Raw genomic sequence first — 19,579 nt, forward strand, 5'->3', positions numbered from 1 at the left:
AGTTAAAATAGATCATTCAATGTTTATGGATCAAATGCGCGTTCATGGAGATGTAAGATGTATCTTGAGGGTGTGGGGTTTGACGATCGTTTTGCCCGGGATTTCGAATCACTGAAGTTTGAGGGAGTTGTACCGGGCCGGGTGATCTGGCAGAGTGCCTACAGTTACAGGGTGCAGTGTGAGGACGGGGAGATCGCCGCTGAACTCTCAGGGAAGCTCAAAGCCGGGGATCTTCCAGCAGTGGGCGACTGGGTGGCTGTACGCCCTGCAGCTGTGGATGAGATGGGCACCATACTGGCCATCCTGCCGCGAAAAAGCGCCTTTTCGAGAAACACAGCAAGTAAAGGCGTGAATGAGCAGGTCGTAGCAGCCAACATAGACGAAGTGCTCATCGTCACGGACCTTGACCGGGATTTCAATCTGCGCCGAATCGAAAGGTATATCACCCTGGTCTATAACAGCGGAGCGAGCCCGGTGGTGGTGCTTAACAAAACCGATCTCGCAACTGATGTGGAAGCGGTGTTTGCCCAAACCGAGGCGGTTTCTCCAGGAGTCCCCATCTTCGCGGTGAGCGCTGAGAAAAATCAGGGGATAGAGCAGCTGAAAAACCACATCGGTCAAGGCAAGACCGTGGCCTTTCTGGGCTCCTCGGGCGTCGGCAAATCAACCATCATAAACTGCCTTCTGGGCGAGGACCGCATGGAGGTGGGCGAAGTCAGGGAAGCGGACGGCAAGGGACGGCACACAACCACTCACCGTGAACTGGTCCGCCTCCCGGGGGGCGGCGCGGTCATCGATACTCCGGGGATGCGGGAGATCCAGGTCTGGGGTGATGAAGAAGGCCTGGTTGAGGCTTTCCCGGAAATAGAGGCCCTGACTGCCGCCTGCCGTTTCCGGGATTGCCGCCACGATTCGGAGAAGGGTTGCGCTGTACTGGAAGCGTTGGACTCTGGCCGCCTGGATAAGGGGCGCTTCGAAAGTTATATGAAGCTCAGGGGAGAATTTGAAAGCCTCGAGGTCAGAAAGAGCAAAAACGCCCGCCTGGAAGAGAGGCGTGAAGGGAAAAGGTTTGCCAAGATGGTACGTGAAGTAAAGCGTCATAATCCGAAGAGAAAAAACCGTGACTCGTGACTCGTGAACCGTGATCCGTGATCCGTGATCGGTGATCGGTAAAATCTGGATACAGCTCTTCCCCGGTTTAAAGGGTTACCTTGCATAACCCTGCCCTTCGACGCCCTGTCGTTTGCTCAGGGTCCCGAGCTTAACCGAGGGACGGGGAGCGGCCTTGGCACGGGCCAATCTGCCTGCCCTGAGCTTGTCGAAGGGCGAGAGACAGCATTTGTCGCTTTTATAGAAACCGGGATCGCTTCGCATGGGACTCGGCTCGCGATGACCCGTCTTCGTCCTTCGCACTTCGCCGTGGCAGACAAGAGCGACTGGATTCCGGGTCATCGTGTTCTCTCTGCCCGGAATGACGTTGGTGGAGGTTTCCCCAGGCTGAGATTTCCTCCGCCTGTCTCCCTGTCTCAACGTCTCCGTGGTGAAAAAAACATCCCCTTTATTGTAACCGGCCTTTCCCCAAGTCACCGGCTTCCTCTGCCTGCCCTTCGATCCCGCCGATGGCGGGATCGAAGAATGGTAAAATTGATCGCATTAATATTAACATACTTAATTGATTTGTTTTTATCTTGATAAAAACGATAAGTTGTAATATAATTTCAGATTATGGAACCCTTGTCTCCCATCCAGATGCATGAGCGGTTCGAGGAAATTTACAGGACCTGGAACCGGAGGGAGTTTGTTCATCCCGATCCTCTGGAGTTCGTGCTCAAGTTCGAGGACCCGGCTGATCAGGAGCTAGCAGGCCTCATAGCCTCCAGCCTGGCTTATGGAAATGTGGGGTATATCCTCAAAAGCCTGGAAAAGGTCTTTAATGTCCTTAGCCGCCCAGCCGCTGATCTAAAAGCCATGGGCAGGAAAGACCTTCTGGAAGAGTTGGGCTCATTCCGCCACCGCTGGACAACCGGGGAAGATCTTGCTTTTTTTCTCAGGGGAATAGCCGTTCTGAGGGATGAGTACGGCTCTCTTGAAAACTGTTTCCTGCAGGGCGCAGGAGAAGGCGATCAGGATGTGATCCCGGCCCTTACCGGCTTTGTAGCAAAGCTGCGCTCAGCTTCCGGGCGAAGGGACTCCAGTCTGCTGGCCTGCCCCTCCATGGGGAGTGCCTGCAAGCGCATGTTCCTGTACCTCCGCTGGATGGTGCGCCGCGATGAAGTAGATCCCGGCCCCTGGTCGCAGGCCTCTTCCGCCCAACTTGTTGTTCCCATGGATGTCCATATGCACCGCGTCAGCTTCCAGCTTGGTCTGACATCCCGCAGACAGGCCGACCTTAAAAGCGCTCTGGAGGTGACCGGTTTTTTCCGGGAACTTGAGCCTGAAGACCCGGTTAAATACGACTTTGCCATGACGCGGCCCGGCATTCGCTCCCAACTGGAGCCCCCGGCTGGTTTTGATCAATTTAATGCAGAGAATGTTCAGCTCTGTTAAACTTGATTTGGGCAACCGGGAGGATTTACGGTCAGGTTGCCCAATCATTTTTATTGGAAGGTTTTCAAAAAAACTCATTGGAAGCTGCGAGCGGGTTGAAAAAGCTGACAGACTTTTTGCAGCATATTGGATTTTTCATTTTGTAGCTGGAGCCTAAATCTTCAGGAGAAGGAGGAAGCACCATGAGTGTCAAAAATACACAAACGGAAAAGAATCTCCTCACTGCCTTTGCAGGCGAGTCTCAGGCCAGGAACAGGTACACCTATTTTGCCAGTAAGGCCCGGAAAGAGGGCTTTCGCCAGATAGCGGATATATTTGAGGAGACCGCCAACCAGGAAAAAGAACATGCTAAAAGGCTTTTCAAGTTCCTGGAGGGTGGGGAGGTTGAGTTTACAGCATCTTTTCCGGCAGGTGTTATTGCCGATACTATCACCAACCTGAAAGAGTCCGCAGGTGGGGAAAACTACGAGTGGTCCGAGATGTACCCGGGTTTTGCCAAGGTCGCCCGAAAAGAGGGCTTCGAGGAGATCGCCAAGGTATTCGAAGCTATTGCGGTAGCTGAAAAGCAGCACGAGAAGCGCTATCTGGCTCTCATGAATAATATAGAGAAGGGGAGGGTTTTCTTCAGGGACGAGGAGGTTACATGGCGGTGCCTCAACTGCGGTTATCTTCATGAAGGGACCGAGGCTCCTGATTCCTGCCCGGCCTGTGACCACCCCAGGGATCATTTCGAACTGATGTGTGAGAACTGGTAAAGATAAGTGAACAGTGAAAAGTGAACTGTGAACCGTTAACTTCTTCCGAAAGGAGAACGACTATGGCGGAAAGACTTCAGGTTTACAAATGTGGAGTGTGCGGCAATATCGTGGAAGTGGCTCATGGCGGGGCCGGGGAGTTGGTCTGCTGCGGACAGCCCATGAACCTCCTGGTTGAAAACACCACCGATGCTGCCGTGGAAAAGCATGTTCCGGTGGTTGAGGAGCTGGAGCACGGCATCAAGGTTACGGTAGGAAGCGTCCCCCATCCCATGGGTGATGACCATTATATCGAGTGGATAGAGGTAGTGGCTGGCGGCAGGTCATACACAGAATATCTGTCTCCCGGCGGCGCTGCTGAAGCCACATTTTGTGTAAAGGCTGCCGAGGTGACCATGGTTAGGGAGTACTGCAACCTTCATGGGCATTGGAAAGCGTAGAATTCAGTAGCCAGTAGCCAGTAGCCAGTAGCCAGTAGCCAGATTTAAAATGTGTTTGAACCCGGAGAAGAGATTCTCCGGGTTTTTTTATCCAACCTTGAATCATCTCCATACTTTTAATCCTCTTCCTAGCAGCGTGTCGGGAAACCATCCCACGCTGCTAGATATGTTTGCCGAAAGGCGTGTCCTTTAATAAAGGCGATTTTAACTGCTTAATTTACCTGGCCTTTTAAGAACGCTATTTTCCGGCAAACTCCAGCTAGGAGCCTGAATGGGGTTCTCCGACAGGCTCCTAGTGTTCCTTGGTCCGCTAAGGGCTCTACTATTTGATGTCGGTCAAAAAGCCTCTGTTTTAAGCCCTTTCAGGGAGGTTTTTTCTTTGTTGTTTCGAAAAGGTTGTTATATTTGGACCATCGAAACGATTAACCTGGGTACTGGGTACCGGGTACTGGGTACCGACCCTAAGGAGGTTCACAATGGCAGTCAGAACAATGGTTCATATCGACGAAGACAAGTGTGACGGATGCGGATTGTGCGTACCCGATTGCGCTGAGGGCGCCCTCCAGATAGTGGATGGCAAGGCTAAGCTGGTAAGCGATATCTATTGCGATGGTTTGGGTGCGTGTCTGGGTTCCTGCCCCCAGGACGCGATAACAATGGTAGATCGGGATGCCGATGAGTATGACGAAGGTGCTGTCAATGATCGCCTCAAGGATCTGGGCAGGGATCCTCTTCCCCACGGTCATGACGACGCGGAAACTGGATCGCAGGATTGTGAACCGGCTGATAACAAGGTTGAAGATTCAGCCTGCGGATGTTCCGGAACACTTTCCCAGAGTTTTGATAAACCTCAGGCCGTGCCAGCGCCGGCTGCTCCCAGGATGGGTGGTTGTCCGGGATCGCGTTCCCAGAGTTTTGACGCGCCCAAGGCTTCACCATCAGCCGACCAGGCGGGACCTGTAGCCTCCAGGCTTGGCAACTGGCCGGTGCAGATCATGCTTGTTCCCCCCAAGGCTCCCTATCTTGATGGTGCGGATCTGCTCCTTGCTGCTGACTGCGCACCCTTTGCCTACGGGGATTTTCACCGCCGCTTCATGGAGGGCAAGACACTCCTCGTTGGTTGCCCCAAACTGGACGATACCCAGGTCTATGTAGAGAAGCTCAGTCATATGTTCAGGGAAAACAATATCAATTCGATCAGCGTTGTTTACATGGAGGTTCCATGCTGTACCGGTCTCGTCCAGTTGACCCAGGAGGCACTCAGGAAGAGTAGGGCCAATATCCCGACGACCCTGTACCGGGTAGGCATCAAGGGGGATTTCGTTGAGGAGAGAACCCTGGATCAGTCGGCGGCGTGAGGTATCGTGCATGCGTAGAGCGTGAGTACGTGGGTGCGGGAACGCCGCCTGATGGGTTTTTAGGCCGGAGATCAGACTTCCAGCAGCTCTTGTTTATTGCTGATTACTGATCACCGATCAACGATCACTGAAATATTTACAGCCGGGGAAGGAGGAACCGCAGTTTCCTTTTCCCCCGGCTGTAGTTTTGATAATATGATACACCGTGGTTATATTCATTCGTAGACGAATACCCAAACCAGGAGGCACATAATGGAGAGAAAAGCAGCCTACGGTCCCTATGAAGCGGTCACTTTGGGGATCCAGTTGGAAGATGATGGGTTTACATTTTATTCCGCGGTGGCAGGAGCTTCAGTGGACCACCGTGTGAAAGACCTTTTCAGCTACCTGGCGGATGCGGAGATCGAGCATAAAAGAGTCATTCGGGAGGAGATCGCGCCCCTGTTTAAACCGGAATGGTACAAGGAGGAAGATCAGCAGCAGTTGGCTGAATATTTAAAGGACGTGGAGCAGCAGCCAGTATTTCCGGAGCCTGACAAGGCTGTGGAGTTTGCCAAGTCCATGAAGGACGCGCACAGGGCCGTGGATATCGGTATTCTGGCCGAGGAGAGGGCCCGTGACTATTTCGCTTTTTTGAGAGATACCACCCGGGACCAGGAGGGAAAGGATATATTTCAGCGGCTGCACCTGGAAGAGATAAAACATCTGGAACTGTTGCTGAACCTCCGGAAAGAGCTTTGAACTAAAAGCTTTTCACCACAGAGACGCAGAGACCTCAGAGAAAGGCTTGAACCCTGGAGGAAGGCAAGGGACATGGTGGTTCAGCATAAAGCCTGGCAGCCAAATACGCTCGGTCCCGTTTTCCTCAGCCTTCTTTATACATTTATTATCCCGTTTGGCTCCGTTGATTCACAGTTCCGGAGTAGGTTATGAACGGGTGATGAAAAAATTGCATGTGGAGTCAGGAGTGACAGATCCCGGATCTGAGAAATAATGTCTCGTTTGCAGGTACTCTATCTCCGGATGAGTTCCTAAAAAAAGGGAGGTCAGAATCGATGTCGGATATTAGAGAGGCAAACGTGGAAGCTCTCCAGATCGCCCTGGATACCGAGAAAAAGGGCTACATATTCTACAAGGTCGCTGCGAAGAGCAGCAAAGACCCCAAAGGGCAGGAGGTGTTCGAGCACCTGGCAAAGGATGAGATCGAGCACATGGGCGTGATCGCGGCGGTATTTCAGTCGTTGACCAACAATGAGCCCTGGATGACTTACGAAGAGGCGGTGGATAAGTACGGTTCCACACCCAGGGAAAAGATCATCTTCCCCGATGTGCCGGAGGAGGCCCAGGAAGGTTTTGACGACCTCAAGGCTCTCGAAGAAGCACTGGAGTTTGAAAAAAAAGCGGTGCAGTTCTACACAGCCCAGGCTGCCGATGTCGGAGACGGGAATGCCAGGGCCTTTTATCAGAGCCTCATCGAGATCGAGGCAGGTCACGTGCAGATCATCCAGGCCGAACTGGATTCCCTCATGGGGACCGGTTTCTGGCTGGGTTCCCAGGAGATATCGCTGGAGCACTAGGGATCAGACGCGGCGACGCGGAGACACGGAGACACAAAGGCGGTCACAACCCGCCCTTTCTTTTTTGGGGAAGATGATTAAATAGAGAAAGTGGCAAGAGATCAGGGATAAGGGATAAGGGATAAGAGAAGATCCTTCTATGCAGGCTTTCTAATTTACTGTAACACTTATCTCTTAGAAATCAGGACTGGATCAAGGAGGTTTTCGTTTGTTCTTAAGACTTTTTTTACTCTTCACTCTCATCCCCGCTATTGAGCTTTTTCTCATCATCAAGGTGGGTTCAGTGATCGGTGCCCTTAACACCATTCTCATCATCATTTTCACAGGTATTCTGGGCGCCTATTACGCCCGGGAGCAGGGGTTCAGGGTCGTCAGCAATATCCAGATGAAGATGCAGCAGGGGGTTGCTCCCGGGGATGACCTGATCAACGGTGCCATGCTACTGGTGGGCGGTGCTTTTCTTATCACCCCGGGCTTTCTTACTGACTTCGCGGGTTTTGCCCTTATCTTCCCCCCCACGAGAGAGGCGATCAAGGTGGGTGTGAAGCGCTCTCTGGAGAAAAGGGTGCGCCAGGGGCAGGTGAAGGTGTATCGGTATTAAAAAGCAGAACCCAGTAGCCAGGATCCAGTAGCCAGTAGGGCAAACCGCCTGACACGGAGACACGGTGACGCGGAGACACGGGGTTAAAACTGGTGGTCGGTGATCGGTAAAGCCGAACCCGAATTCGAACCCGGGAGCGATCTTAGGCAAAAGCTTTTGACATGGATGAAGGGGATAGATGGGATGATTGGTGAAACCCTGAAATCCCCTCTTGTCATTGCGAGCGAAGCGCGGCAATCCCGGTTTACATAAAGACGGTGTTTTCCACTACCGTGAATGTTGGTTTGTTTTTGCTAGTCACGAGCTACTAGCCACAAGATCTCTTTTGAATCTTGAATTGCCCTTTCGCTCAGTCGCCAAGTCGCCTAGTCGGAAAGTCGGTTGTTAATGACCCTTATCTTCCATCTCTATCTAATCGCTCCTCTTGTCCTGGTAGTTTTCATATACCGTTCGGGTAAGCGATCCTGGTAAACCCTCGTAACCGTTCCGGTAGCCTTCTATTCCCTCCCCGTACTTGTTGTGATCGGATTCTACCTTCTGCGCACTCCCATACAGCAGGGGAGATTCCTGGCAGAGTTCGGCCCGATCTTGAGCCTGGTCTTTCCTCCGGAAGATCTTTATGTCCCCTTGGCTTCTGTGGCTCTCGGACCGGTCAAGAAAGAATACAGCGCTGATTTTATTCATAAATATGTTGGCTATCATGCGGTGGAGATATCCATACCCGGTAAGTCGAAAATGAGATGCCGGGCTCAAAGCTGAAGTGCAACACTTAGAGGAGTTAAAGTGTTGCAATGGAAAAGACATACGAGCATTTGGATTGCACGGAACGTGCGATGATTCAATTGGGGCTGGAGCAAGGGCTTTCGTTGCGATCAATCGCCCGAAGTTTGCATCGCCCCGTGAGTACAGTGAGTCAGGAATTACATCGGAATGGTTGGGAGCCTCCCGCGGTTCGTATGGGGCGGCGGGGCCGACGTCCGGTGGCGGGCGGTTATCAGGCCGTGCGAGCTGAACAACGCGCCAGACAAGTGGAGTGTCAGCCGAGAAAAGCCAAGCGACTGGTTCCGGGCGAGGCGCTCTGGAACGAAGTCGTTAATCTCTTGAAGGCTGGCAACTCACCGGAGCAGGTTTCTGCTACACTGAAGCGTATGCACCCTGAAGAGCCGCAGTTCCAGGTCAGCCATGAGACCATCTACACGGCGATCTACGCGATGCCGCGCGGCGAGTTGCGCAAGGAGATCATTGCCTTGTTGCGACAATCACGCAAGAAGCGTCGGCCACGCACCCGCGGGGAAGATCGACGTGGCAGCATACCGAACATGGTCAGCATTCATGAGCGACCTGCCGAAGTGGAAGAACGGCTGGTCCCGGGCCACTGGGATGGTGATCTGATCAAGGGGGCGCGCAACGCCTCAGCTGTCGGGACACTGGTGGAACGCAGCTGCTTGTTTGTGACCCTGGCCAAAGTCGACAATGCCAGCACCGAAACCGCAGAAAAAGGATTCAGCTTCGTTCTCAACCGGATTGATGCCCAACGGCGATTGAGTATGACCTACGACCAGGGCAAGGAGATGGCCTGTCACGAGAAGTTGGCCGAGAACACGAAAATCAAGGTCTACTTTGCCGACCCACATAGCCCTTGGCAACGCGGTATCAACGAGAACACCAATGGGTTGCTGCGCCAGTATTTGCCAAATAGAACAGACCTGTCTGCTTACTCTCAAAAGGAGCTTGACCAGATTGCCTTGAAGCTTAACACCAGGCCGAGGAAAAGCCTTGGCTGGAAGTGCCCGGCGGAAATCTTCTTGCCGGACTTTAATTTTGAAGAATATTATGGGCGCATCTTAAACCCTGTTGCACTTCGAACTTGAAACCGCCACCTCAAATACAAGAACTGCCGCCTTAAATAAGCTTAAAAATGTACAATTTAATCCACCAGATGTTTTAATCACTGGTGACGATGTAAGAAATGGCAAACCTCCACCAGAGGGATATTTAATGGCTGCATCCACGATTGGAGTTGCGCCTGAAAATTGCGTTGTGGTAGAGGATTCACCCGTTGGCATTGAGGCTGGAAAAAGTGCAGGTATGTATATTATTGTGGTCGAAACTACCCACGGGGAAAGTTTTTTACGAAACGCTGATGTGATCGTTGATGATTTATATGATATGTGTATTGCTGAAGTCCCGGCCTGACCCTTGTTTCTCTCGGTTTTAATCCAGTTCAGCCGATCACGGTTTAGGAACATATGGCGGGGAGTTGCGAAAAACCAAACTCAGCCATGTTTGAGCAACAACCCGTCACGGCCTGTCCCCACATCACCCTGCCCCTTTCATCCCCGACTGCCTTTGCAGGATAACAATCTTCCCACAACCCGACTGCCTGGACATGGCTATGTGAGAGAAAGAGGTTATTATTTAATAATGGAAAGATTGAAAACGTCCGGTGACGCAGTCAATTCGAATCGATTGAATCAGGTACGCGAGGAGTCTGGCCGACCCCAGATATTTCAATCCCGGAGAGCAAGGGGTCAAGGGCGGCATGGCGGCCTGAACACATGAAGGTGGGATATGAAGAAAACGATACTTCTGTTTTTCACAATGGCACTGCTAGGCAGCTCCCAGGCCGGTGCCCAGAGCCTGGCCGTCTACGGCACTTCGGGGCCCTATGGGCCTATTGGCGAATGTGCCCAGCTCTTTTCGGATGAAAACGACGTCCAGGTTCAGGTGACTTCGGCGGCCCGGGGTGAGTGGATGAAAGAGGCTTTGGAAAAGGCTGACCTCATTTTCGAGGCGGCGGAATACACCATGGACGAATTCATTCAAAAGAACCCGGGGTTCATTGACACACGTTACCGGTATAGCCTCGGTGTGCGGCCATCCGGCATCCTTGTCAGGCCAAACAACCCGAAAAGGATCAGGAAGTTGGCTGACCTTTACAACCCCGGCATCAAGGTCATGGTCGTTGCTGGTGGCGGACAGACGGGAATATGGGAAGATATGGCGGCAAGAAAAGGTGATATCTCGACCCTGCGCAAAAACGTCACGGCTATTGCCGCAGATGAGAACGAGGCAATACGGATCTGGAAGGAGAGCAAAGAGCTCGATGCCTGGATCACCTGGGAATCATGGCACTACCGCCTGAAGACGATCACCGAGTTTGTGCCGGTTGCTGAAAATATCAGGGTCTATCGGAGCACGCCCATCGCCATCACAACCCGCTCGCAGAACAAAGAGCTTTCCTTCAAGTTCGTCACCTTCATGCAGTCCGACAAGGCCCAGGAGGTTTTCAAAAAATGAGGCTGGAAATAGAATAAACGCCAGTATGACGGGGAGCCGCCTGATAAAAGGGCGGCTCCCCGCGTTGATATCCTGCCAGGATGACCTGGTTCTCGCACCCCGGCTGTTTAGTCAGGCTCATGAGGGCGTCCCTCATCTGCAGAAAACCGATGAGGTACTCGAAGGTAACACGCCACATTGTCTCCATGGAGAGGAACAGGAAAAGGACCAGGGCTGCAAAGGCAGCCTGGTCGCGGGGTCTGACATGGTCCAGGATCAGCTTTAGGATCCTTCAGCAACCATCCAGTACCTGCGCTTTACCCGCATCGCCGAATACCAGCTAAGCACGGGGATCCCCAGCGCGCCAAGGTAATAACACACAAGCAGCACGGGAAAGCTGATAAAGTTCCGGAAGCTCAGAATATCTATTAACCCCTGCATTCGAAGCACCTCCCCTTTGCCGACCCCGACCAGAAGGTTCAACATCTCCAGGCAGTATAAGTTAAATTGCAGCCTGCCGAAAGGTCGAGGTAGAGGGGGTCAGGAATCTTTGGAGTTCGTCTTGGGGGGCTCTTCCTGGGGTCAGGATTTCCACCTTTGATTATGGTTTCACTTTCACAACCGTATCAACAACCTGTCAGTTTTCTGGAGGTGTAATATAAAAGAGAAAAGCATCGATCCCAAGGTATATGATCTATACGATGAATACGCTCACACTCTCATGGATAGACGCACCTTTTTCAATGTGGCATCAGCGCTGGCTGTGGTCGGCGGAACCGGTCTTGCTATGGCTGAAGCCATGATGCCCCGCTACGCCGAAGCGCAGACTATCTCCTTTACAGATGAGCGAATCAAGGCACGTTATGTGGAATATGACTCTCCTGGCGGCACATCAGGCAAGATGCGAGGGTACCTGGTCAAGCCAGCCGGAGGTGGCCCCTTTCCAGCGGTACTGGTTATCCATGAAAATAGGGGCTTGAATCCATACATTGAAGACGTGGCACGCAGGGCAGCGGCGGAAGGTTTTCTCGCCCTGGCACCTGACGGGCTCTCACCCATAGGCGGCTACCCCGGAAACGATGACGACGGCAAGGTCATGCAAAGTTCTTTAGATGCAGCCAAGCTTTTTACCGATCTGCTCAACAGCGCCAGATATCTGAAAGGTCACGAGCTGTCTAGCGGCAAGCTTGGCGCCACGGGTTTCTGCTATGGCGGGGGCGTGGTTAATAACCTGGCCATCGTTATGGGAACGGACCTGAATGCCGGAGCTCCTTTTTACGGTATGGCCCCGGCCACTGAAGATGTACCTAAGATAAAGGCACCTTTGATGATCCATTATGCCGAGGACGATCCCCGGATCAATGCTTCAAGTGAAGCCTACCGCGGCGCCCTGGAAAAAAACGGGAATGATTTTGTCATGTACACCTACGAGGGGACCCGTCACGGCTTCCATAACAATTCCACGCCCCGTTATGATGAAGCACAAGCAAATATAGCCTGGGAGAGGACCGTGGCATTTTTCAAAAAACACCTCTCCTGATATTTCCAGGATACTCTTGAAGTACCTTTCGACTCAGGGTCTGCAAGGGGGTCAGAGTGGGAAGGGAATTATAGGCTAAAGGTTAAGGGATAAAGGTGAATCTATAAGTGCAGTAGAGCAGAAAGTGCAGCAGTGCACTCATGCACCGTATTCCCTGCACTTATGCCCTGCCTTCTTCATTTTTAACCGTTCTCCCCTTCGACAGGCTCAGGGCCTCAGGCTTTCTCCTTTTCCCTGTTTTTAGTTAATCCCCGTTATGACGCCGTCGTCATCGATGTCGATGTTGTAGGCAGCCGGGGCCTTGGCCAGGCCGGGCATGCGCAGAATCTGACCCGTGATGGGGATGAGGAAACCCGCGCCCGATGCGATCTTGATCTCGCGCACCGTGACGATGAAGTTGGAAGGCAGACCCAGCAGGGACGGGTTATCCGAAAGCGACTGCTGCGTCTTGGCGATGCAGATCGGGAGTTTGTCGAATCCGTATTTTTTGATGAGTTCCAGGTTGCGCTTGGCCATGGGCTGATAGTCCACCGAGACAGCGCCGTATATCTCGCTGGCCACGCTGAAGATCTTGTCTTCCACGGGCTGGTCCCATTCGTAGAGCGGGCGATAGTTACCGGTGGATTGGGAGCATAGCTTAATGGTTTTCTCGGCCAGATCCAGTCCGCCTTCACCGCCCTGACTGAATATATCGGCTGCGGCGATATTCATGCCTTCGTCTTCGGCCGCCTGGATGACGGCTTGAATCTCCTCGTCCGTATCCTGTGCAAAACGGTTAAGTGCAATGATGCACTGCACGCCGAACTTGTCGATGTTTCCGTAATGCTTGCGCAGATTGGCCATTCCGAGCACCGCCAACCGCGGATTGGGGGTGTCCAGGTCATCGGGCGCCACACCTGCGTGGTATTTCAGGGCCCGCACCGTGGCCACCAGTACCACCACCTTGGGGTTGAAGTCGCCGTAGCGTGCCACGATGTCAAAGTATTTTTCCGCGCCCAGGTCAAAGCCGAAACCTGCCTCGGTCACAACATAATCCGCCAGCCGGAGCGCCATATCCGTGGACATGATGCTGTTGGTGCCCTGGGCGATATTGGCGAAGGGGCCGCCGTGGATAACAGCAGGTACACCCTCACTGGTCTGCACCAGGTTGGGCAGCAGGGCATGCTTGAGCAGGGCCGTGACCGCGCCTTCCACTTTCAGATCACCCGCGAGCACCGGTTTGTCGTCATAGGTAAAACTCACCAGGATCTTGCGGATCCTGTCCTTGAGGTCCTGATAGGAACGGGAGAGACAGAGGATGGCCATGATCTCGCTGGAAGGCACGATGTCAAAGCCGGACTCCCGCGGCACGCCATTAGTGGAACCGCCCAGGCCGATGATGATATCCCGCAGCGAACGATCATTCATATCCACCACGCGCGGCCAGGTTATCTTTCGCGGGTCGATATTCAGCGGGTTACCGTGAAAGACCGTATTGTCCAGGATGGCGGCCAGCAGGTTGTGCGCGCTCTCCACTGCCGGGAAGTCGTTGGTGAAATGCAGGTTGATCTCGTCGGCCGGCAGCACGCACGAGCGCCCTCCGCCCGTGGCTCCGCCCTTGATGCCGAAGACCGGACCAAGGGATGGCTCGCGCAGCGCCGCGATGGTCTGCTTGCCCAGCTTGGCCAGGGCCTGGGTCAGCCCGATGGAAACCGTGGTCTTGCCTTCGCCCGCGGGTGTGGGCGTCATGGCTGAGACGAGGATGAGGTTGGCCCCGGGGCGGCGCTCGAAGCGCCCGATGGCCTCCAGCCGGACCTTGGCCTTGTAGCGGCCGTAAAATTCCAGGTCGTCTTCGCCAAGGCCGATGGATTCCGCGATCTCAATTATAGACTTTAATGCCGGCTGAAGAGGATCCGCTTTCTTGGGTGTTGTCATGGGTTTATTTGCCTACCACCGCATCGAAGCGGATATCGATATTGGATTCGTTGCTGATACTGGTGAATTCGGCTTTCAGGTCCGCGATCTTAACCGTGGCAGGCAGCGAGAAATAACACGTCATTTCAAAGATGCTGGCGCCGGTGACCGGATTGTTGTCTACATTGGTGGAGATATCATCAATATTGATACCCTTGGTATAAAGCACCTTGCAGATCTGATGCACAATACCGGGACGGTCCAGCGTGATGGCGATGAGTTTATAGGGTATGGACGGCTGAACCTCGCGATGAGAAGGAGCCTTGGTTTTATGAATATTGATATCAAGCCCTGTTTTTTCCCTGAGGCTGTCCAATTCGCCGATGAAGCTCTCGATATCATCGGCCTTGCCCGAGGTAAGGATGATCATGCCGAATTCGTTGCCCAACACGCAACCTCGCGAACGTTCAATATTGATACCGCGCGCGGTGAAGAATTTCGCAATGTCCTTGACTAGACCTGGTCGGTCCTGTCCCATAGACGAGAAGACGACGTATAAACGCATGACCAGCCTCCTTCTTGATCGGTTTCTTTCGCCAACACCTTTTATCATTTAAGAAATAAACGTCCAGGACGGGCCTGTCAAGCTGGCATCCCCTTGGGGTATCCCTATGGGGTCAGTTCCAGTCTAGGGAATCAAAAGGGTCAGGGCCTGTCCCCAGGACGCACAGAATTAATGCAAAAGCGGCAAGATCTGGCTCTCTCAGGGGCAGGACGAACGAGCGAGAGACAGCCTCTTTTGGATTATTGATTGCTTCCTTCACTTGACACCGCCTTAAATCTCTTTAATCTAAAAAATATGGAAACGAAGCTGAAAAACATCCTTGCCCTTCCCCATGATCTGGACCGGACGGCGGCCCTGGCCTGGTGGATGCAGAGCTGTTATCCCGATGAGGCGGTACGGCCCATCCTCGTCGGAGGCGCGGCCATGGAGTTGTATTCTGAGGGCGCCTTCATCACGGCGGAGCTGGATTTCGTGGGGATCGTGCCGCCCCCCGTCGCAAGCGATCTGAAGAAGGCCGCGTTCGGGCGGCTGGGCCGGCAATGGCTGCACGATAAGGAGAGTGTCTCGATCGTTTTCCACAACGATACGCTACGAAAGGGTGAAAGGGCCGTGGACCAGAGCTTCGGAGACTACCCTGTCCTCATGGTCAGCCCGGAGGACCTCCTGGTCGACCGCTTGGCGTCATGGAGGCACCGGGAGTCACCCACACACGGCGTTCAGGCCTACCTCCTTTACTACCTAAAACACGGACCGATGGACCTGGAGCATCTCCGGCAAAGAGCAGCCCAGGAGGACGTCGAGCCCGCCCTGGATTCGGTGACCAGGCTGTTCTTTAAAAACAAAGGCCAGCTTCCCGAGGCTGAATACCTGGGCGCCTGGGCGAGCAGGGAAATATGAACTCCAGTCCAACGGCTAATGTCCAAAGTCTAAAGTGGAACGCGTGCCGCTTGTCATTGCGAGCCGAATCCTGAGCGACTTGTCACGGCGAAACTGGAACCTGGAACACCAACCGAAGGTTGGCGTCATCGCGAGCCGATACCATGCGAAGCGATCTCGGGTTTTTGAGATTTGAGGTCTGAGATTTGAGATTCGCCCTTTTTACAGGGATGAAGGGGATGAAAGGGATTTGGAAAAACAGGTTCTATGTCAATAAATCTGGTTACCTACGTTCTGACCACACCTGACACAAAAGGATCTTCATCTGAAGATGAGGGTCCCTAATATAACTTGTACCGCTAATGCTGTTTTCTTATTCCAGGGGTTCCGTGCTTTCCTCCTCGTAATTCCAGTTCATGCGGCGCTGGAACTCCAGATCGATCCACTTTGCCGTATTGTCTTCAAGCTTCCTGGCGATCTCTCGTCTGTCACCGCCTTTTTTAATGCGAACCTTGAATTCCTTGTTGTACCACTCGGCCGCATCGGAACGGACGTCTCTCATGATGTCCTCTTTCGAGCGCCTGTAGTTCATACCGGGGATGATCAGGTGATCATATTCCACTTCCAATTCCTCCTTCCAGTCTCCCCTCTTGATATTAAATTTAAGTCAGACCCACCTCAATTCAACTCCTGACCCCTGTTGCTTCTTGTAAAAGTCCCGCTCCCAGCTCAAAGGCCTTCTCGCAGTCAACGGGGAACCGCTCTTCCCTGCTCTTCGCCTTGTCCTCCGGTTTCCACCGGTCGGCTACAACTTCAGAGTAGTCCTCGAACTGTAGCGTGTCCATGCTCAGCTGATAGGCCGAGTGCCCGAAGATCCTCGAAAAATAGCCCTGGTTCATGTCGAAATGGCTGTAGTAGATCTCGTACATCCCGCGGCTTTTAAGTTCTTCATCAGCCATGTTCATCGTGTAGATGAAGGCGGTCCGCAACCTGCCGGGAAAGAGAGTCCGGGGGGGATTGGTGTAGGTGAGGTAGGGGAACATCCAGCGCTCCAGGAAGGACCTCATCTCACCTGTGACGGCTCCGAAGTAGATGGGCGAACCCAGGACGACAGCGTCCGCCTCCTCTACCTCCTTAAATACAGGCATTAGATCGTCTTTCACGGCGCACCTCCCGTAGCTTTTCCCTCCCCTGGTCTTGCAGGCGAAACAGCTGAGACACCCTTTAAATTCAAGGTCGTACAGGTGGATGAGCCTCGTTTCGGCGCCCTTCGATAAAGCGCCCTCAAGGGCCTTTGCAATAAGGGTCGCCGTGTTCCACTTTTTCCTCGGGCTTCCGTTAAGGCCAATGACTTTTTTCCGATCCGGCATGGGATTCCTCCATTAAAGACAGGGAAGTTGGAACGGTAATATCTGGGGTTCATCCGGGAAATGAACACCTTGAACCCAATAGGTACTTCGACAAGTTTAAAACCTTTAACGCGGAGGGCTGCCGTTGAAACCCTGTATCTGATTTGATTCTAGCTGCGGCTCTCTGCCTTTCGACGCATTTCATTTGCTCAGGCTCCCGAGCCTGTGGAGGGACGGTACGGCCACAGGTCCCGCCAAAGGCGGGATCCTGCGTAACTCTGTATTATAGCTTTAACGTTCTTATAAAACCCAAAGATTTAACGCTGGGGGTCGTCCACCGTCGCCAAGCGACTTCGCTAAAGCTTCCACCGCCGCTCTTCGAGCTTCCACCTTTGCACAAGGCTACGGCGGACAAGATGGTGGACAGGCACGGCAGGCAAAGTAACACAAACTAAGAAAACCAGATCCAGATTCTAAACTTCGTGTACTTTGTGTTGAATTAAACAATGCCATTGTAGAAACTGACTTTTGGAGTCTGGAATTCCTGTCCTCCGTAGCTGGGCGATAGGCGTTGGCGAAGGGGGATGAAATTTGGAATTACCCTTACCTCTCGGCTATACTGACAAAAGAGAGAGGGGAGTTCATGTATAAAAGACTGTTCGTTCTCGCCGCCATTTTGTCTCTCACCTCCTTCGGCTGCGCTCCCCCGGGAACCATCCACAAGGTGGTCAAGTACCCAGGACTTGAGTCCGAAAAATCCGTCGGATACGGGGAGATGAGGGTACCCACATCCTTCGGGATGTGGCTCAAGCATCTGGAAGAGGGACCCTCCACGTGCGGTTCCTTCCGTGCACGCATAAGCGGATTGGATGCAGGCGATTTCCTGTGCATCACCGATCTACCCTCCTGGCCCGGGGGCGGGCTGAGTTCACTGAAATTCCGTGCTCTTGCGGACAACTTTTCCGTGTGCCGGTTCGCGCTACCTGTCGGTGAACATGAGTTATTCGTCGTAGCCGGCCTCGACTGTTATCCAGAGGATGAAAAAGCCAGGTTTGACAAGAGCGGTTATGCAGCAGCGCCCGGCGCCACCGGTACGGTGTACACGCCCCCCGTCTACCCCATGGACGTGGAGGTCGAACCCGACGCCATCAAGCTTTACCAGCTGGCATTGAGACGCAGGGACGGCGATCTGAAGATCGTCATAAACTGGTCCGACACCCTGCTGCCCGTCCCCGAAGAGCCGATGTCCCTGGACCCGGATCCTGGCTCCTACGATGCCCTTGTGAAAATGCTGCAGGACGAAGGCTGGGGGTTCCGCTGGTACGCGGCGAGAAGGCTGCGCTATATCGGCAACCAGTCGACCTTGCCCATCATCGAGGAGCGGCTCAAGGTGGATGAGCACAAGGATGTGAGGACTGAACTGGAGAAGGCGCTGAAGAAATTATCAAATTGTGGAATGGACAATTTCTGCGAAAGTGGTAAGGGCGGCCTCGCGCTCGCTCGTTTCACTCGCTAAAGACGCTAAGCCAGCAAAGAAGATCAAAGATCATTTACTAACCTGGTAATGCCATCCTTGATCCTGGGTAATGCACAGATACCATAAAGGTGATGTTTTCTACCGCAGAGGACGCAGCGCGGCCATTTTCAGGCCGCACCGCAGGGTAAAACCCTGAATCCTGGGAAGGCATGGTTGCCATAAAAGCGACAGAGACTGTCTCGCGCAAAAACGCAAAGAAAGGAACGGCCCCTTTTAAAGACGGTAAAAGCTGAAAGACAGAGCACACCCTTCTTGTTTAAGAATTTCCAGTAAGATATTCTAGATCTTGATTAACCCTGGGTCACTCTGCGTACCCTGCGGTGAAATTGGCTTTTAAATTTAGTCTCTGAGAGTTGAGATCCTCCTTCGCTAATGCTACTGAGGGCAAGTATGAGATCTGAGCTTTCCGTTACCCCCATATCCTCCCCTGACGATTACCCATCGGCTATCACCGGTGCTCTCGACAAGGTGAACGCCGTCGAAACCCTTGCGGGCTTTGATCGCATCATCATCAAGCCCAACATGGTCAACAACTCTCCGCCCCAGGTGACCACCGATGTTCTGTGCGTCATGGCGGTGGTTGAGTACCTGAAGGAACGCACGGATACCGAGATCGTGGTGGCGGAAGGGTCAGGGGAAGGTCGCACCCTGGACAACTTGAAACTCAACGGCTACGAACAGATAACAAGGAAATTCGGCGTCGAGTTGGTGGACCTGGACGCTTTGCAGGTGAAAAGGTACGAGAACCCGGCAGCCGGGGAATATAAAGAGATTTTTTTACCGGAGTACCTCGAAGGCGCAGGACTCGTCTCGGTACCTCCTGCCAAGGACCACACCATCACCCGGGTGACCCTGGGTCTGAAGAACATGGTGGGGTGCCTTTCGGCCAGGCACTACAGCGGCTACTGGTCCTTTAAAAAATCCCAGATCCACGCCGTTGACACCGACCAGGCCATCGCCGACCTCATGCTGTACGTAAAGCCCCACCTCACCATCATCGATGCCATTGTAGGCCAGGCAGGCGGGCACCTGTCCGGCAGACCCCCTCAGCCTCCCATAGGCAAGATCATTGCGAGTACGGATGGAATGGCGGCGGACCGGGAGGCAGCACGACTGTTGGGGCATGATCCCGACAGTATCCGGCATCTAACTTTAGCGAAGCGATTCCTGTGAACATGACGATAGCATTCTCACGCGGAGCCGCAAAGTTCCCGGGGAAAAGCAATAAGCTTGTTTAGTATTTAACCTTGACAGGGTAGCAA

General features: G+C 53.3%; 23 protein-coding genes. 15 read left to right on the plus strand and 8 right to left on the minus strand.

Annotation, left to right across the window (positions count from 1 at the left end):
* The first annotated feature begins 57 nt into the window (after positions 1-57).
* The gene (gene rsgA / locus P1S59_01920; GenBank protein ID MDF1525014.1) at positions 58-1,131 is read left to right on the plus strand and encodes a ribosome small subunit-dependent GTPase A; all 1,074 of its coding nucleotides are present in this window, start codon (positions 58-60) and stop codon (positions 1,129-1,131) included.
* Positions 1,132-1,206: 75 nt separating this feature from the next.
* Here rsgA and P1S59_01925 read toward each other — a convergent pair whose 3' ends face one another.
* Entirely contained in the window at positions 1,207-1,587 is a 381-nt protein-coding gene (locus P1S59_01925; GenBank protein ID MDF1525015.1) for a hypothetical protein, read from the minus strand.
* A 138-nt stretch (positions 1,588-1,725) separates the two neighbouring features.
* On the opposite strand from P1S59_01925, the gene P1S59_01930 reads away from it, so the two are divergent.
* From P1S59_01930 to P1S59_01960, 7 genes are all read left to right on the plus strand, one after another.
* Positions 1,726-2,547 carry a TIGR02757 family protein gene (locus P1S59_01930; GenBank protein MDF1525016.1) on the plus strand — a complete coding sequence of 274 codons (822 nt, stop codon included), beginning with the start codon at positions 1,726-1,728 and terminating at the stop codon, positions 2,545-2,547.
* Between the two features lie 182 nt (positions 2,548-2,729).
* On the plus strand, positions 2,730-3,302 hold the full coding sequence (locus P1S59_01935; GenBank protein ID MDF1525017.1) for a rubrerythrin family protein: 573 nt from the start codon (positions 2,730-2,732) through the stop codon (positions 3,300-3,302).
* Between the two features lie 62 nt (positions 3,303-3,364).
* Complete coding sequence (locus P1S59_01940) at positions 3,365-3,742, plus strand: desulfoferrodoxin (protein MDF1525018.1); 378 nt, start codon at positions 3,365-3,367, stop codon at positions 3,740-3,742.
* A 476-nt stretch (positions 3,743-4,218) separates the two neighbouring features.
* Complete coding sequence (locus P1S59_01945; protein MDF1525019.1) at positions 4,219-5,100, plus strand: 4Fe-4S binding protein; 882 nt, start codon at positions 4,219-4,221, stop codon at positions 5,098-5,100.
* Positions 5,101-5,352: 252 nt separating this feature from the next.
* Positions 5,353-5,841: a ferritin family protein gene (locus P1S59_01950; protein ID MDF1525020.1), complete on the plus strand. Its 489-nt coding sequence runs from the start codon at positions 5,353-5,355 to the stop codon at positions 5,839-5,841.
* A gap of 314 nt (positions 5,842-6,155) precedes the next feature.
* Positions 6,156-6,677, plus strand: a complete 522-nt coding sequence (locus tag P1S59_01955) for a ferritin family protein (GenBank protein ID MDF1525021.1) — start codon at positions 6,156-6,158, stop codon at positions 6,675-6,677.
* Between the two features lie 208 nt (positions 6,678-6,885).
* Complete coding sequence (locus P1S59_01960) at positions 6,886-7,278, plus strand: FxsA family protein (GenBank protein MDF1525022.1); 393 nt, start codon at positions 6,886-6,888, stop codon at positions 7,276-7,278.
* Positions 7,279-7,689: 411 nt separating this feature from the next.
* Here the strand turns inward: P1S59_01960 and P1S59_01965 are convergent, their stop codons facing one another.
* The gene (locus tag P1S59_01965) at positions 7,690-7,962 is read right to left on the minus strand and encodes a hypothetical protein (GenBank protein ID MDF1525023.1); all 273 of its coding nucleotides are present in this window, start codon (positions 7,960-7,962) and stop codon (positions 7,690-7,692) included.
* Positions 7,963-8,069: 107 nt separating this feature from the next.
* On the opposite strand from P1S59_01965, the gene P1S59_01970 reads away from it, so the two are divergent.
* The 3 genes from P1S59_01970 to P1S59_01980 all read left to right on the plus strand — a co-directional run bounded on the left by P1S59_01970 (position 8,070) and on the right by P1S59_01980 (position 10,578).
* Positions 8,070-9,149 (plus strand): IS30 family transposase, encoded by a 1,080-nt coding sequence (locus P1S59_01970; GenBank protein MDF1525024.1) that lies wholly within the window; start codon positions 8,070-8,072, stop codon positions 9,147-9,149.
* Complete coding sequence (locus tag P1S59_01975) at positions 9,133-9,474, plus strand: HAD-IA family hydrolase (protein MDF1525025.1); 342 nt, start codon at positions 9,133-9,135, stop codon at positions 9,472-9,474. Before P1S59_01970 ends, P1S59_01975 begins: the two co-directional genes overlap by 17 nt.
* Positions 9,475-9,849: 375 nt before the next feature.
* Entirely contained in the window at positions 9,850-10,578 is a 729-nt protein-coding gene (locus P1S59_01980; protein ID MDF1525026.1) for an extracellular solute-binding protein, read from the plus strand.
* Here P1S59_01980 and P1S59_01985 read toward each other — a convergent pair.
* Together P1S59_01985 and P1S59_01990 are read right to left on the minus strand one after the other, a co-directional pair.
* Positions 10,568-10,756: a hypothetical protein gene (locus tag P1S59_01985; GenBank protein ID MDF1525027.1), complete on the minus strand. Its 189-nt coding sequence runs from the start codon at positions 10,754-10,756 to the stop codon at positions 10,568-10,570. The genes P1S59_01980 and P1S59_01985 overlap by 11 nt on opposite strands.
* Positions 10,757-10,839: 83 nt before the next feature.
* Complete coding sequence (locus P1S59_01990; GenBank protein MDF1525028.1) at positions 10,840-10,998, minus strand: hypothetical protein; 159 nt, start codon at positions 10,996-10,998, stop codon at positions 10,840-10,842.
* 217 nt (positions 10,999-11,215) lie between these two features.
* On the opposite strand from P1S59_01990, the gene P1S59_01995 reads away from it, so the two are divergent.
* Positions 11,216-12,097: a dienelactone hydrolase family protein gene (locus P1S59_01995; protein ID MDF1525029.1), complete on the plus strand. Its 882-nt coding sequence runs from the start codon at positions 11,216-11,218 to the stop codon at positions 12,095-12,097.
* Between the two features lie 240 nt (positions 12,098-12,337).
* Here the strand turns inward: P1S59_01995 and P1S59_02000 are convergent, their stop codons facing one another.
* Together P1S59_02000 and P1S59_02005 are read right to left on the minus strand one after the other, a co-directional pair.
* The gene (locus P1S59_02000) at positions 12,338-14,011 is read right to left on the minus strand and encodes a formate--tetrahydrofolate ligase (protein ID MDF1525030.1); all 1,674 of its coding nucleotides are present in this window, start codon (positions 14,009-14,011) and stop codon (positions 12,338-12,340) included.
* 4 nt (positions 14,012-14,015) lie between these two features.
* Positions 14,016-14,555: a hypothetical protein gene (locus P1S59_02005; protein ID MDF1525031.1), complete on the minus strand. Its 540-nt coding sequence runs from the start codon at positions 14,553-14,555 to the stop codon at positions 14,016-14,018.
* A 294-nt stretch (positions 14,556-14,849) separates the two neighbouring features.
* Between P1S59_02005 and P1S59_02010 the strand changes: the two genes are divergently transcribed.
* Positions 14,850-15,452 (plus strand): hypothetical protein, encoded by a 603-nt coding sequence (locus P1S59_02010; GenBank protein ID MDF1525032.1) that lies wholly within the window; start codon positions 14,850-14,852, stop codon positions 15,450-15,452.
* Between the two features lie 352 nt (positions 15,453-15,804).
* Here the strand turns inward: P1S59_02010 and P1S59_02015 are convergent, their stop codons facing one another.
* Complete coding sequence (locus tag P1S59_02015) at positions 15,805-16,053, minus strand: hypothetical protein (GenBank protein ID MDF1525033.1); 249 nt, start codon at positions 16,051-16,053, stop codon at positions 15,805-15,807.
* A 61-nt stretch (positions 16,054-16,114) separates the two neighbouring features.
* Positions 16,115-16,801, minus strand: a complete 687-nt coding sequence (locus P1S59_02020; protein ID MDF1525034.1) for a flavodoxin family protein — start codon at positions 16,799-16,801, stop codon at positions 16,115-16,117.
* Between the two features lie 622 nt (positions 16,802-17,423).
* On the opposite strand from P1S59_02020, the gene P1S59_02025 reads away from it, so the two are divergent.
* A complete protein-coding gene (locus P1S59_02025) occupies positions 17,424-18,296 on the plus strand; it encodes a HEAT repeat domain-containing protein (GenBank protein ID MDF1525035.1) in 873 nt (290 codons plus the stop codon).
* 411 nt (positions 18,297-18,707) lie between these two features.
* Positions 18,708-19,490, plus strand: a complete 783-nt coding sequence (locus tag P1S59_02030; GenBank protein ID MDF1525036.1) for a DUF362 domain-containing protein — start codon at positions 18,708-18,710, stop codon at positions 19,488-19,490.
* Positions 19,491-19,579: the final 89 nt, after the last annotated feature.

It is taken from the genome of bacterium, from assembly GCA_029210965.1.
Classification (GTDB): domain Bacteria; phylum BMS3Abin14; class BMS3Abin14; order BMS3Abin14; family BMS3Abin14; genus JALHUC01.

Bases quoted from the DNA above. Each gene is read 5' to 3' on its own strand.
- rsgA (MDF1525014.1), top strand. From the start codon at position 58: ATGTATCTTGAGGGTGTGGGGTTTGACGATCGTTTTGCCCGGGATTTC.
- P1S59_01930 (MDF1525016.1), top strand. From the start codon at position 1,726: ATGGAACCCTTGTCTCCCATCCAGATGCATGAGCGGTTCGAGGAAATT.
- P1S59_01935 (MDF1525017.1), top strand. From the start codon at position 2,730: ATGAGTGTCAAAAATACACAAACGGAAAAGAATCTCCTCACTGCCTTT.
- P1S59_01940 (MDF1525018.1), top strand. From the start codon at position 3,365: ATGGCGGAAAGACTTCAGGTTTACAAATGTGGAGTGTGCGGCAATATC.
- P1S59_01945 (MDF1525019.1), top strand. From the start codon at position 4,219: ATGGCAGTCAGAACAATGGTTCATATCGACGAAGACAAGTGTGACGGA.
- P1S59_01950 (MDF1525020.1), top strand. From the start codon at position 5,353: ATGGAGAGAAAAGCAGCCTACGGTCCCTATGAAGCGGTCACTTTGGGG.
- P1S59_01955 (MDF1525021.1), top strand. From the start codon at position 6,156: ATGTCGGATATTAGAGAGGCAAACGTGGAAGCTCTCCAGATCGCCCTG.
- P1S59_01965 (MDF1525023.1), bottom strand. From the start codon at position 7,962: ATGAATAAAATCAGCGCTGTATTCTTTCTTGACCGGTCCGAGAGCCAC.
- P1S59_01970 (MDF1525024.1), top strand. From the start codon at position 8,070: ATGGAAAAGACATACGAGCATTTGGATTGCACGGAACGTGCGATGATT.
- P1S59_01980 (MDF1525026.1), top strand. From the start codon at position 9,850: ATGAAGAAAACGATACTTCTGTTTTTCACAATGGCACTGCTAGGCAGC.
- P1S59_01985 (MDF1525027.1), bottom strand. From the start codon at position 10,756: ATGTGGCGTGTTACCTTCGAGTACCTCATCGGTTTTCTGCAGATGAGG.
- P1S59_01990 (MDF1525028.1), bottom strand. From the start codon at position 10,998: ATGCAGGGGTTAATAGATATTCTGAGCTTCCGGAACTTTATCAGCTTT.
- P1S59_02000 (MDF1525030.1), bottom strand. From the start codon at position 14,011: ATGACAACACCCAAGAAAGCGGATCCTCTTCAGCCGGCATTAAAGTCT.
- P1S59_02005 (MDF1525031.1), bottom strand. From the start codon at position 14,555: ATGCGTTTATACGTCGTCTTCTCGTCTATGGGACAGGACCGACCAGGT.
- P1S59_02010 (MDF1525032.1), top strand. From the start codon at position 14,850: ATGGAAACGAAGCTGAAAAACATCCTTGCCCTTCCCCATGATCTGGAC.
- P1S59_02020 (MDF1525034.1), bottom strand. From the start codon at position 16,801: ATGCCGGATCGGAAAAAAGTCATTGGCCTTAACGGAAGCCCGAGGAAA.
- P1S59_02025 (MDF1525035.1), top strand. From the start codon at position 17,424: ATGTATAAAAGACTGTTCGTTCTCGCCGCCATTTTGTCTCTCACCTCC.
- P1S59_02030 (MDF1525036.1), top strand. From the start codon at position 18,708: ATGAGATCTGAGCTTTCCGTTACCCCCATATCCTCCCCTGACGATTAC.